This is a genomic window from Arachidicoccus terrestris (assembly GCF_020042345.1).
Lineage (GTDB): Bacteria > Bacteroidota > Bacteroidia > Chitinophagales > Chitinophagaceae > Arachidicoccus > Arachidicoccus terrestris.
Window position 1 is genome coordinate 1,867,829 of the sequence record NZ_CP083387.1, and the last position, 12,701, is coordinate 1,880,529.

At 45.5% G+C, this 12,701-nt stretch carries 12 protein-coding genes; 5 read left to right on the top strand and 7 right to left on the bottom strand.

All coding sequences use genetic code 11. The features are described 5' to 3' along the window. Window positions 1-48: 48 nt before the first annotated feature. The 4 genes from K9M52_RS07560 to K9M52_RS07575 all read right to left on the bottom strand — a co-directional run bounded on the left by K9M52_RS07560 (window position 49) and on the right by K9M52_RS07575 (window position 3,623). A complete protein-coding gene (locus K9M52_RS07560; protein WP_224071450.1) occupies window positions 49-456 on the bottom strand; it encodes a DUF4907 domain-containing protein in 408 nt (135 codons plus the stop codon). A 15-nt stretch (window positions 457-471) separates the two neighbouring features. Further along, on the bottom strand, window positions 472-1,500 hold the full coding sequence (locus K9M52_RS07565; protein WP_224071451.1) for a Kelch repeat-containing protein: 1,029 nt from the start codon (window positions 1,498-1,500) through the stop codon (window positions 472-474). A gap of 130 nt (window positions 1,501-1,630) precedes the next feature. Further along, window positions 1,631-2,335, bottom strand: a complete 705-nt coding sequence (locus K9M52_RS07570) for a LytR/AlgR family response regulator transcription factor (RefSeq protein ID WP_224071452.1) — start codon at window positions 2,333-2,335, stop codon at window positions 1,631-1,633. Further along, on the bottom strand, window positions 2,328-3,623 hold the full coding sequence (locus K9M52_RS07575; RefSeq protein ID WP_224071453.1) for a sensor histidine kinase: 1,296 nt from the start codon (window positions 3,621-3,623) through the stop codon (window positions 2,328-2,330). The genes K9M52_RS07570 and K9M52_RS07575 overlap by 8 nt, the downstream gene beginning before the upstream one ends. Window positions 3,624-3,915: 292 nt before the next feature. On the opposite strand from K9M52_RS07575, the gene K9M52_RS07580 reads away from it, so the two are divergent. Further along, window positions 3,916-5,289: a DUF4270 family protein gene (locus tag K9M52_RS07580; protein ID WP_224071454.1), complete on the top strand. Its 1,374-nt coding sequence runs from the start codon at window positions 3,916-3,918 to the stop codon at window positions 5,287-5,289. Window positions 5,290-5,399: 110 nt separating this feature from the next. Further along, window positions 5,400-6,596 (top strand): hypothetical protein, encoded by a 1,197-nt coding sequence (locus K9M52_RS07585; protein WP_224071455.1) that lies wholly within the window; start codon window positions 5,400-5,402, stop codon window positions 6,594-6,596. 482 nt (window positions 6,597-7,078) lie between these two features. On the opposite strand, the gene K9M52_RS07590 is transcribed toward K9M52_RS07585, so the two are convergent. Further along, window positions 7,079-7,678 (bottom strand): NifU family protein, encoded by a 600-nt coding sequence (locus K9M52_RS07590; RefSeq protein ID WP_224071456.1) that lies wholly within the window; start codon window positions 7,676-7,678, stop codon window positions 7,079-7,081. Between the two features lie 236 nt (window positions 7,679-7,914). Here K9M52_RS07590 and K9M52_RS07595 point away from each other — a divergent pair, with 236 nt between their 5' ends. The 3 genes from K9M52_RS07595 to K9M52_RS07605 all read left to right on the top strand — a co-directional run bounded on the left by K9M52_RS07595 (window position 7,915) and on the right by K9M52_RS07605 (window position 11,330). Beyond that, window positions 7,915-9,174, top strand: coding sequence for an S-adenosylmethionine:tRNA ribosyltransferase-isomerase (locus K9M52_RS07595; protein WP_224071457.1), 1,260 nt, complete (start codon window positions 7,915-7,917; stop codon window positions 9,172-9,174). A 208-nt stretch (window positions 9,175-9,382) separates the two neighbouring features. Beyond that, a complete protein-coding gene (locus K9M52_RS07600; RefSeq protein ID WP_224071458.1) occupies window positions 9,383-9,859 on the top strand; it encodes a hypothetical protein in 477 nt (158 codons plus the stop codon). Window positions 9,860-9,935: 76 nt separating this feature from the next. Continuing rightward, window positions 9,936-11,330 carry an endonuclease/exonuclease/phosphatase family protein gene (locus tag K9M52_RS07605; protein WP_224071459.1) on the top strand — a complete coding sequence of 465 codons (1,395 nt, stop codon included), beginning with the start codon at window positions 9,936-9,938 and terminating at the stop codon, window positions 11,328-11,330. Window positions 11,331-11,332: 2 nt separating this feature from the next. On the opposite strand, the gene K9M52_RS07610 is transcribed toward K9M52_RS07605, so the two are convergent. Both K9M52_RS07610 and K9M52_RS07615 read right to left on the bottom strand, forming a co-directional pair. After that, window positions 11,333-11,884, bottom strand: a complete 552-nt coding sequence (locus tag K9M52_RS07610) for a hypothetical protein (RefSeq protein WP_224071460.1) — start codon at window positions 11,882-11,884, stop codon at window positions 11,333-11,335. Between the two features lie 24 nt (window positions 11,885-11,908). Next, window positions 11,909-12,622: a copper homeostasis protein CutC gene (locus K9M52_RS07615; RefSeq protein ID WP_224071461.1), complete on the bottom strand. Its 714-nt coding sequence runs from the start codon at window positions 12,620-12,622 to the stop codon at window positions 11,909-11,911. Between the last annotated feature and the right edge of the window lie 79 nt (window positions 12,623-12,701).

Genomic DNA, 12,701 nt, shown 5'->3' on the forward strand with positions numbered 1-12,701 from the left:
ATATACTCCTGATTTGCCCAGGGCCGGGTATGCACATAAATATCGAAATTAATAGGGTTTATATCCAACACCCGCCTTTTTTAATTCTTCCAGACTAATAGCGGGTATTTGTCCTGTTTTCAGCTTCTCAGCGACGACATGCCCGATCTGGTCAGCCCCTGCCTTACTACTGAATCCACATCTGCCGGAAACGGCAGGTACCCGTAACTGCCGGACAAGGACACGTCCTCCTGCGTAGATTTCATAGCCCCAGAGATGGTCACTGCCAGGCAGCGAAATGGTCTGTACGGTAAGGCTCAATGTATCCTCTTGCAAAGAGGATACGGCGGGTTGCCCCGCAGCAACCTGTTCAGTAGCTTTTTTAATTGTACCGGAGTGGTTATCCCTGCAACTGCCCAGCAATACTATTGCTGTGAATCCTGCAATATGCAAAAACCTGTTTTTTACGTGCATCATATTTGCTGTGATTTCCTAATCATTTTCTTCATAGGTATCGGCCGGCAGGAATTCATCAAAATTATCAAATGGAGAACCTGTATTAATTCCGGTGCCGACAAAGGCCCGGCCATCTACCGTAAAGGCAACAGCGCCACGACGGCTGGCTCTGGAGCTTTCATAAGGAGTTTTACGTGTCCAGCGGTCCGTTGCAAAATTATAGCACCAGGTCTTGTTGACGTAGCTGCCGTTGTCCACACGCTGACCAGTGGTAATAAATCCTCTGTCTCCTATTACAAAAGCCACGCCATTTGTGCGAACGATATCCGTATAGTCATCATCAAAATCTTCATCGGAGACAGTACTAATGGTATTCAACTTGGTCCAGGTATCGGAAGAAGGGCTGAATTTCCAGAAATCGGTGGCTGCCTGGCCACTGCTGTTCGTACCGCCTACAATATAAGCTTCGTCATTATAAACAAAGCTCATCGCACCTACCCGCTTATCGCCACCCAGGGATATTTCGGTATCCCAGCTATCGGTAGCGGGGTTATAGGCATACATATCTTTAAAATAAGTGCCATCCCAACCACAGGTAATATACCCCTTGGACCCCACCGCAAATCCGACGGCTCTGGAACGGGCAGCGCCGGCAAAATCGGCTTTCTGGGTCCAGCTATTTGTGGCCGGATTGTATGCATAAAAATCCTTGTAATAATTGTTCAGACCGTCCGTTCCGGTGCCAACGTAGCCCTTATCACCAATGGCGAACCCAACGGCAGAATGCCTTCCCCGGGGCATGGAGGCCACCTGGGTCCAGCTGTTTGTATTGGGGTCATACCGCCAAAAATCGCTCAATAGCTGGTTATTGCCATCCAGACCGGTGCCAATATAGCCGTAGCTGCCGATTGTAAAGGCAACAGCAAACGATCTTGCTGATCCGTCCAGCGTGGAGCGTTCCACCCAGTTTCCGTCCGTTTCGTCATCTGAAGCGGTTGATTTCGTACATGCAATACCCATAGCAAGGCAGATCCCTAACAACAGGAACAGTCTATTTGTTTTCATAAATACCTTTTTTCGATTTGTTTAGCTGTGAAAGTATCCGTTCTGGTAAGCTTCAAATCGTTAAAATGGATTCAAAACGGGTATTTATGGACGAAATGCCCCGATTCATCTACCAGGGTCCGAAGCTTATCTATGAATGGAGCTGGATTATTTTGTTCAGATGCTCCCTGAACCCGTCACTGATAGGCAGCTCCCTGCGTCCGATAAGTACACTGCTTTTATGGATCATTTCAATCTGGGTTACAGAAATGATATAGGACCGATGCACCCGAACGAAATGGTTGCTGGGCAGCTTCTCCTCGAAAGACTTCAGGTTCTGCAGCGTAATAATAGGTTTATCTTTCTGCTTTATAAATATCTTCGAATAATCTTTCATGCCTTCTATGAAAAGAATATCACCGTAATTGATCTTCATAAGTTTATACTCGGTGCGTACAAATAAGAAATCGTGTCCGGCACTCCTTTCCATGCAGGCGGCTTCTTCCAGCTTCTTACGCACCTTCTGGATCACCGTCAGAAACTGGCTATAGGCGATTGGTTTTTCCAGAAAGCCCATGACATCAAACTGATAACCCTGGACAGCAAACTGCTGATAGGCAGTGGTTAGAACGACCATAGGCTTACGGTTCAGATGCTTTAAAAAATCCATACCATTCAGGTCAGGCATCTGAACATCTAGAAATATTAGCTCCGCATCAGAGCCCTCCACAAAAGCTAACGCCTCTGTAGCACTGAGAAAACTTGATTCCAGCAGGGTTTCGGGCGTCCTTTCAATAAAATCCTGCAAAATTTCAATGGCCAGCGGTTCGTCATCAATGATAATACATTTAATCATACAGGTCTTTTTTTATTTTGTTTAATGAAATTTGCAATCTAACATAATAGCGTTGCCTGTCTTGCTCGATTTTCAACAGGTAATGGTTGCCATATAGTAGTTTTAAACGTTCCCTTACGTTGGTCAGCCCTACACCGCCCTGCTCATTAGCCCCGGACACCCTATGCCGTACAATGGGGTTGTCTACTTCCATGAACAGCTCGTCTTCTTTTACCTGTAAACGAATATTGATCTTTGAGGGTGTCAGATAACTAACGCCATGTTTGAATGCATTCTCAATGAAAGGGAGTAATAACATAGGTTCGATACAATGTCCCTCCTGAATACCTTCTGCCTTGCATGTGATGTCAACAAAATCCGGCATCCTGAGTCGCTGTAAGGCGATATAATTTTTTATGTAATCTACCTCCTTTTGTAATGGAACCGCTGACCTGTTGGTGTCATAAATCATATATCGCATAATATAGGACAACTTTAAAATGGAAGTCGAAACTTTAGACTGTTCTTTGTAAGACAGGGCATAAAGACTATTGAGTACGTTAAATAAAAAATGAGGGTTGATCTGTGACTTCAGCAATTTTAACTCTGCGCTCAGTTTCTCTTTTTGCAGGGTTTCTCTTTCCTTTTCTGCCCTGGACCAGACAAAAGATAATTTCCAGATAGATCCCACCATCAGTAAAAGCAAAGAAGTGCTGAAGGCCCTTCTGATCACCATAACAAAAGCAAAGTCATCCATATCTCTGAACCAACGGACACCGGCACCCATATGTGGGCCACCTGGTCTGTCCGGATTAAAAGCACCCTCTCTCGGTAAGATCACAGGCCGGGGCGGCAACCCATATTTTTTAATAAATGCGCTGTCGCCCAGCTTGTCCGGCGGAATATTCTGTATACTGTCCAGGCGGATTTCACCCTTGGCTCCATTGGGTTCTATAACTGCGTGAAAGGTCACTTTATGATGTCCGAACCTGGGCCACATGGGCGGCTGGAATGCCCGTTCCGTTATAAGCTGCTGGGCAATAACGACCAACAACAGCACCAATACCCCAATAAAGTATTTAACCTTCCTGCCTCTAATTAAATAGTTAGGCAACAGGTAACTGACATTCACATAAAAAAGCAATACAAAGAAGATATTATCGAGAAGCTGCCGCTGAAAAAAATGCGGGTCCATGATTCGGACATTGTACAAATGCAACGGAAACAAAAAGAACATTACCCATAGCACCACCTGTCCCATAATAGAGATCGCCCTGGAGCCCAGAATCAGTTGTTTAATCTTTTGCAATGTATGTTTAATCTAAATTGTTGAAGAATAATTTTGGGTTGAAACGAGAAATTACTGTCAGTAATGCGCCTGACCTTTTCACCGGTTTTCTCTGCAAAGGAAGGGGGCTTCCCCGAGAAATCAGGTTAAAATTATGGGAATTTTTTTCCCTGAAATGCACGTCTGTATTGCATTACGGCCTTGTCGACACATTTTGCCAATTCGTCTATGCAATTGCCTGTTTGGTACACACTAACACCTTTCTAACAATTAATGCCGCTAACATTGCCGCTCAATATTTTTCCATCGATTTATGTCTTTTTTCAAGAAAAGGGATCTTTACAGCAGCTGGCAACGCATAGGCGCTACTGTCATACTGGTAACCGTGATGATAACGAGTTGCACTAAAAAAGACATTCAATATGGTGGTCAGTTTGTCGATGGTCAGTATACCCAGATCATCCAGTTAGACAGCCTGACACCTGTCCTGTCTACCATTTACACAGATAGCTTTGAAACCGGGAATTCAGCTACGGCCCTGATCGGATATATCTCAGATACTGCAGTGGGCAACATAACACTCAGTTCATACTTTGAGCTACAGCCGCCTACCTACAACGGCACAGCGACGACCTATGACCATGCGACACTCGACTCAATCTGCCTGGTGATGCATGTTGATTCGGGTAAATATGCCGGAGATACACTAGTGCCTTTGAAAGTAAATATCTATCGGTTGAAAGAACAAATCACGACGGGAACAGATGATGCCCTATACAGCCATGACGCTTTCACAGCTGCAACCACCGCACTGGCAACCGGCTCCAAATTGCTTCGCCCCAATTTACCATCAGTCACCGATTCGCTGAGTATCCGGTTGCCCGATGATCTTGGCCAGGAACTGCTCGACCTGTTAACCAACAAAGATGCCGCTATCCAGTCAGTCAACCAGTTCCTGCCATATTTTAAAGGGTTGAAAATCGCACCTGCCACAGAGAACAAGATTGCCTACGGATTTAAGGATAGCATTGAAATACGGGTATATTACAGAACGCCGGGCGTCCCGGAGGCCGCGAAGGGGGTTGCAATCTTCCCGCTTAATGATGCCACCCATCAGTTTAACCACCTGGATATCGACCGTCGCGGAAGTGTGGCGATGGCCGGCATTGGCCTTGCCAACAAGGTCATCATCAGTGACAGCTCAGGCAACAACGCCATTTTACAGGCCCTTGCAGGATATACTGTCAAAGTCCGGTTCCCCTCCATTCAGCAACTTGTGCAAAGAGAAGGCTTCCTGCAAATCATCGCTGCAAAACTATACTTGCAGCCAACAGATCAAGGTTCTTCAAGACAATTTGCCTTGCCGGGAGCGATCAATCTCTATACCACAGATCTCAATAATGCTTTCGGAGATCAGCTGACAGACGGATCCGGCAATGCGCTTACAGGTGATCTGACCATTGACTATCAGAACACCTCAGGATTAGGCACTTATTATTCTTTTGACATTACGGATTACCTGACCACGCTTATGAGTGACAATACGGCCAATTCCCTGAAAAAAGGATTGCTGTTAACCAGCCCTTATAGTGATCGCTATGCTAGCTTTAACCGGCTACAGCTGGGTAACGCCGCCAGTGCTAAAGGAAAAGCCATGCTCAAAATTCAATACTTATCAGTTCAATGATGACGGTTAAACCTATAATATACAAATCCATATTATTTCCATGCCTGTCTGTCTGCTGCCTTTGCTTTTCAGGCCATCTTTATGCACAGAGTAATATATCCGTCTATTCCATGCTGGGAATCGGTAACATACGTACAGACAGTTATGATTACGGCAGTGGCATGGCCGGTGCAACGATCAGTCTGAGAGACGGACGCTATATATTAGATGACAACCCGGCCTCCCTCCCCTTTCTGGATGATCATTACTTCGCAATGGAACTCAGTGGCTCCTTTGAATCAATCAACTATACCGGCGACCCGATTACAACACCCACCCGCTCCAATCAGGCGCAGTTCCAGCGCTTTACCATGGCAACAAAGCTTACCAAATTCTGGGGTGCTCCCTGGGGCCTGAAGCAGTTCAGCAGCAGTAACTACAGTCTGTATGGGCAGAAAAATATCATTGGAACCAGTGATTATATTACTACCTATTATGAAGGGACCGGCGGTATCAATCAGGTATTCCTGTCCAACGGCTGGTCACTGGGTAAACACTTCTCGGTGGGCCTCAACAGTTCCTATCTGTTTGGCAATATGACCCAGACAGAATACCTGTATGGAGAGAACTATGTCGGTAGCCAGCTCAATACGTCCAACAGGTTATATTATGCGGGTTTCTATTTCACAGGAGGCCTACAGTATCAGGGAAAGATCAGTGATAAATTACTGCTGGGCATTGGTATGACAGCGTCCAGAAATATGACCCTCAAAGGAGACAGGTCCTTATCCATGAGTGCCGGCGATCCGGACGAAGGCAGCCCCACCAATATCATCGCAGATTCCTCCCTCGGCTCGACTGCCTTTCGTATTCCCGATATGCTCGCAGGAGGTGTTTCTTTCACTTATGATAGGACTTTTACACTGGCCGGCGACTATCAGTACGGCAAATGGGCCGATGCAGGCAATTCCACCAATGGTTACAACTATAAATACAATAACAGCTCAGGACTCTCCATCGGTATGAGTTACGCTCCCAGAAAAGTCTTTACGTATCAGGGGCAATACGTCGAAGTGGAGAAGTACCGGCTGCAGGGTGGATTTTATCTGAATCACGAATATATAAACATGTATGGACAACAAATCTCTGACAAGGGTGTTTCACTAGGTATCGGGCTGTTCTCTAAAAGATCTACCCTAGGCTATATGCTGAACCTGCAATATGGTTCCAGAGGCACGACCCTGAATAATCTGATCAAAGAAAATTATTTTAAGATCGGCATCACCCTATCCTACCGGGATCTGTGGAAAAAGCGCCGGCTCCAATAAACAAATTAAAAGGCCAGTGACAAGCGGGCCATTATCACGTAAGCGCTATTAAGAGTCTCCGGGTTTTCTAAGCGGCCCGGCGAGAAAATAAGATGTAATGCGGGGGGATATTCCTATCTCCCCTATTATTTTTTCAGTCTGCAATATAAGTGCAAAATGCAAAAAGGCGCCCTGTAAGGCACCTTATTTTTGCATATTTATGCTAAGTCTGGTGAACTACCCACCTACGCTAAAGCGATGAATGGGCTTCGTGCTTCACAGCGACTTGCTTACTGCCCAAATGGGTTAGAAGTCTTATTATCGCTCCACACGTGTACTCGCAAGTCCCTTACGAGGTTTTAAGTCTTTTACTGACAAAACGAAGTAAATGTACTTTGTAAAACAGCCAAATACTTTTGTGCCTTACATCCCACCCACACTACGTGATGAATGGGTTTTACGGCACGTTCTATAAATTCTTTCTTTCAGGAATACTTTCCCGGTTAATCCGCTTCAGCGATCACTTCCTTTACTTCAGGGATCATTCTTTTCATCATGCCCTCGATTCCCGCCTTCAATGTGATCATTGAAGAAGGGCAACCGCTGCAGCTTCCCTGCAGCATCAGGTTAACGACTCCCTGATTGTAACTTTTGTACTGAATCGCACCACCGTCCATTTCAACGGCTGGCCTTACGTAGTTATCGAGCAATTCCTTGATTCTTTTAACGATGTCATCATCATCTGCTGCGATCGTATTGCTGGATTCAGGGACAATCTTGGATACTTCTTCCTCATTGACGATTGTTCCGCCATTTTCTATATACTCTTTGAGAAACTGTTTAACCTGGGGAATCACTTCCTGCCAGTCCTCAACATCGTTTGTTTTCGTAAGGGTTACAAAATTACTGGCAATAAACACACTTTTGATAAATGGAAAGCTGAACAATTCCTTCGCTAACGGAGAAGGCCCTGCCATTGTTTCATCCTGAAAATCAATACTTTTCCCAGGGTAAAGGAGCTTGTTGGCCACAAATTTCATGGTTGCCGGATTCGGCGTCATTTCTGTATAAATACTGATAATAGGGTTTCCTGTCTTAATCATGATGGATCATTTAAAATTCTATTGCAAAGATACTACAAATAGCATGGCAACAATATCAAAAATCCCTAGAATTCCTTTAAAAACCCTGTATTTACGATAAATTGCAGTAATCTGACAATACGTTTCCTGCAGTATAGTCAGGGTGTCTGTTATCCTGTTTCCGGCATTTTCTGGCCCCAATACGAAAACACCCGAATTAAACGTACTTTTGCAGCCAGTTTGTAATATTCAGCAGCATGAGTGTAACTAATCCCGCATCATTTCCAACTCCCCACCCCAGAGAGCTCTCAATTGAAACGTATGATTATCCACTTCCCGAAGAGCGGATCGCCAAGTACCCGCTACCGGTCAGAGATCAGAGCAAACTTCTGATATACAAAAAAGGGGTTATCGAAGAGCGGGTATATCACCAGCTGGACGAAGTAGTGCCGGAGGGAAGTCTTCTGGTATTTAACGATACAAAGGTAGTGGAAGCCCGGTTGCTCTTTAAAAAGGAGACGGGTAGCAGCATTGAGCTCTTTTGCCTGGAGCCAGGGGAGAATTATCCGGATATCACCACAGCTATGCTGCAAAAAGGCACGGTCGTATGGAAATGCCTGGTCGGCGGCGCCAAAAAATGGAAATCCGGGCAACTTACAATGAAGGTTCCTTCCAATGGACAAACCATTGAACTTCATGCCGAGAAACTGGAAAAACTGGCAGACAGCTTCCTGATCCGCTTTCACTGGGCACCGGAAAAATGTAGCTTTGCAGAGATCCTGCACCTGGCAGGACAGTTGCCGCTGCCTCCCTATCTGAACCGGGCAACTGAAGCAAAAGACCTGGAAACCTATCAGACCGTCTATGCTTTGCATGACGGATCTGTGGCAGCTCCGACAGCGGGTCTTCATTTTACACCGGGGCTCCTTAAAAAGTTAAGCGATAAAGGCATTAACGAAGCCTTTCTCACCCTTCATGTCGGTGCCGGCACGTTCAAGCCCGTTAAGGCGGACAAAATGAAAGATCATGAAATGCATGCCGAGTTTATGGAAATACCACTTTCTTTTATAGAAATACTTTATCAAAAAGCCACCGGCGGGAAGCAGGACGGTAAAATCCTGGCCGTCGGCACGACCTCCCTCAGAACCCTGGAAAGTCTTTATTGGATTGGGGTAAAACACCTAACAAAGGCAACTGACCCCTACGTGGTCCACCAATGGGAACCCTATCAGCTGCCACAGGACATTACACTTACTGCCGCACTGGCAGCAGTAATAGAAGGCCTGAAGCACGACGGGAAATCTACATTGATCACCCATACCCAGATCATTATTGCCCCTGGGTACCAGTTAAAGGTGGCTGATGCCATATTAACGAACTTCCACCAGCCCCGGTCTACCCTGCTTTTATTAATTGCGTCTATCGTGGGGGAAAACTGGCGGACGATTTACCGGTATGCACTGGAACACGATTTTAGATTCCTGAGCTATGGGGACGGTAGTTTACTCTGGAAATAAGCTATAATATATTTGCTTTAATAATGATATTTAAGAATAAATACAGCATTTGCCGCCTGTCGGCACCAGCCGTCCGCCACAATCCGGCCAATTCAACTACAGACAGGGGTTTATGGCGGTTTAAAATCGAAAAAAGTTTTTTAGATACAACCCGATTGTCATAACTTTGTAACCTGATAATTTAATATTTATTCAAAAGTATTCCTGCATGGACAATCAAAATCTTTCAGAGAACAGGGTGGTATATGATTTTCAAAGCTACCACACACCCGTTACGCGTGCTATCTACGTTGGTGTGTTTTTAGGGTTCATTACCGCTATTGTCAATATTGCCTATTGGTCAATTTATGTTAATGTTACTGCATTAGGCATGTCTTCTTATATTGTCAATGTACAGACCATCAGTTTTGGTTCCATCCTTCCACTGGTGACTTTTGGAATTCTCTGGGCTACATTCAGTCACTATTTCAAAAAAGCCGGTCCATTGATTACGATCATACTATTTGCGCTGGCCACCTTATGGTTAATTATGGTTGTTGCCGGTGGTGATTACGGTACGAACCCCACTACGATAGCACAGTTTAAAGAATTGGTGATCCCTATTCTGGCTTTCATCGGTATTGCTGGCTGTATCGCTTTCCCGATCTGCTTTAAGAGCAAGAAAGTAGAAGATATGATGTTATAAAATCATCCGATTTATAAAAAACTAAAGGGGACCTCCAGTTACGGAACGTCCCCTTTTTTAAGGCCTCATCTGAAAAATGAAACAAATACCTAAATTAATCGCTTCCTTCTCCACACTCATCCCCTATAAGCGCTGCTGCTATCTGGTGGCCCTTTTAGTTTTTGTGGGTTGTAACCAACAAAAAGCAAACGGTGAAAATAAAGGAGCTGCAGCGCCGCCAGCTGCTCAAATGGTCGCCGGGAGCAGTCAACATCTTACCGCAGCCGAAAAGGCCAACAGTATTATGGTTGTCAACTGGAATATAGAATGGCTGGGTTCCGCCGTCAACGGACCCAAGAATAAAGAACAGCAACTTCGAAACGCTGTCAAAATACTGCAGTACCTGAAGGCCGACCTCTATTGCCTCTGTGAGATCGTGGACCCCGCATCACTGATAAAGTTAACAGAGGCTCTGGGCAGCAACTATGCCTATGCCCTGTCTCCATATGCATCCGGTGCCAGATCCGCCAAAGATCCGGGATACGGCAATGCCCAGAAACTCGCTTTTATCTATAATACCACCCGGTTTAAAAATATAAAGACCAGCGCTTATTTATCGCGTGACCCCAGAGCGGGCTTTTACTTTGCGTCCGGCAGGTATCCATTTAACCTGGAGGCCACTGTCCATACAGCCGAAGTTGACCAGCCGGTAGATTTTATGATCCTTCATGCAAAGTCTGGTGCGGACCAGAGCAGCTATGACAGAAGACGCAAAGCCGCCATGGCATTAAAAGCGGCCATCGATAAAGAGAAAAATAGCGAAGCAATCATGTTATTGGGTGATTTTAATGACCATGTCAAAGGCTCTATCACTGCCGGTAAGCCTTCTCCTTATATTGCTTTTACTGAGGACCCTGCCTATCATGTCCTCACAGAAAGCCTGGCAGATGGGAGATCGACTCTTGACTATGCGGGTGTGATAGATCAACAGATCATTTCCAAGGCCCTGAACAGATATTATCTATCCGGCTCCACAGGAATCCGGGCGGATATTACTTCTGTTGTCCCTGACTTTAAAAGAGGGGGGACATCAGATCATTATCCGGTCAGCAGCGTGTTTATTTTCGACAAAAAACGATACGATGCACCGCCTTTAGCGACAGTGATAAACAATAGTCTGAAGACTTCCAAAGATGATGCAGATGAGGCAGAAGACGCAGCGACAGCTTCAAAACCGCAGAAACTTCAGCAAAAAATCTTTTCCGCTAGTGTTTCGACCGGCAACATTCTGATTCAGGCAGCGGTAAAAAGCCAGCATATCCAGTTCATCCTATACAACAAACGGCAACACAAAGTATTATCCGTACACAGGAAATATATACTTAAAGGAGACCATTTTAGACTGAAAACCCCCGATTTATATAAGGGAGACTACACGCTGGTTATCTTTTCAGATCATGGCAAGCAGGTGATCCCCTTTACGGTTAAATAACGTTATTCAGGTTTCTGTTTTTTAGTCCTCTCTGCTTTTTCCCAGGTCGTAAGCACATTTCTGGCAGCAGAAGTCAACCCGGCGGCGCCATCCTCAAAATGATATTCAATTATGGCCCTGACCTCGGGCCTGATTTCAGGGACCGCCCGGCCGATCTGCCCCAAAATATGCATGGCAAAGGCCCGAATGGCAATCGCCTTGCCAGGATCCTGAACCAGCTCAAAACAATAATAGGCGGTCTTATCATACAGATCGGGATGCAAGGTACAATCTCTCAATATCCGAAGCGTATTTCTGAGAAGCGCGTCCTGTGGATTCTCCATGTCTAATAACGCTACCAGCTCAGCCTGACAGCTATCCGTCCAACCCGGCTTCAATTTAGCCGCCAGGCTAAAACACCATGCAGCCCTTTTGCCGAGAGTCACGTTCTGCGAAGACATCAGCTTTAGTAAATGCCTAAAGTCAATTTCTGACCGGGTCGCCGAAACGGCGATTTGCTCTACCTGCTCTTTGTCCAGGTGTTTAGGAGCCAATAAAGCGTTCTCTATCGTCATAGCTAGCCCACTTTTTAAAATAGATCATTTTGATAACAGCGCTTTCATGGCATGGATTTCTCCCGTATCAACTATCAAATTATCCAGGCGCTCATTCATTTCCGGGACAGTATATTCCATAGCGGAAGGCACAACCATGCGAGCACTGGAATGGAACTCCTCCGCACCTGCTGCTATTAGCTGGGGCAAGGTTGTACTGCGCACGCCACTGCCAGGTAAAATAATAATGTCATTACCGGCCATGCGAATCAGTTCGCTGATTAGGGCCATCCCTCCTGCCACTGTCGGATGCTGTCCACTAGTCAGTACACGGTTACAGCCGCAATCAATCAGATCGTTTAATGCTTCCAGGGGTGCTTTTGCCCGGTCAAAGGCTCTATGAAAAGTAATTTCGAGCGGATAACTGAGCTCCACCAAACGGCGGGTACGTTCCTTATCAATACTGCCATCCTTGTCTAACAAGCCAAGTACGGCACCGGTAAACCCTAATTCCTTACACAATAGCAGGTCCTTTTTCATCACTTCATAGCTATCTTCGTCATATAAAAAATCTCCTCCTCTTGGCCGGATTATCGGAAATGCCGGTATCCCTACCTTCTCAATAACGGTTCGTAATGTGCCATAAGAAGGCGTTGTGCCGCCTTCTTCGGGATTCTCACAGAGTTCCAGACGATCCGCGCCTGCTTTTTCTGCCAGAATTGCAGAGTGAACATTAAAAACGGCAATTTCCAATAACATATAGAATCAGGGTTAATTTCAATAAAAGTACAGGAGGCAAATTACAAAATAACCTTGAACGTTTCCCACAATTAATTGC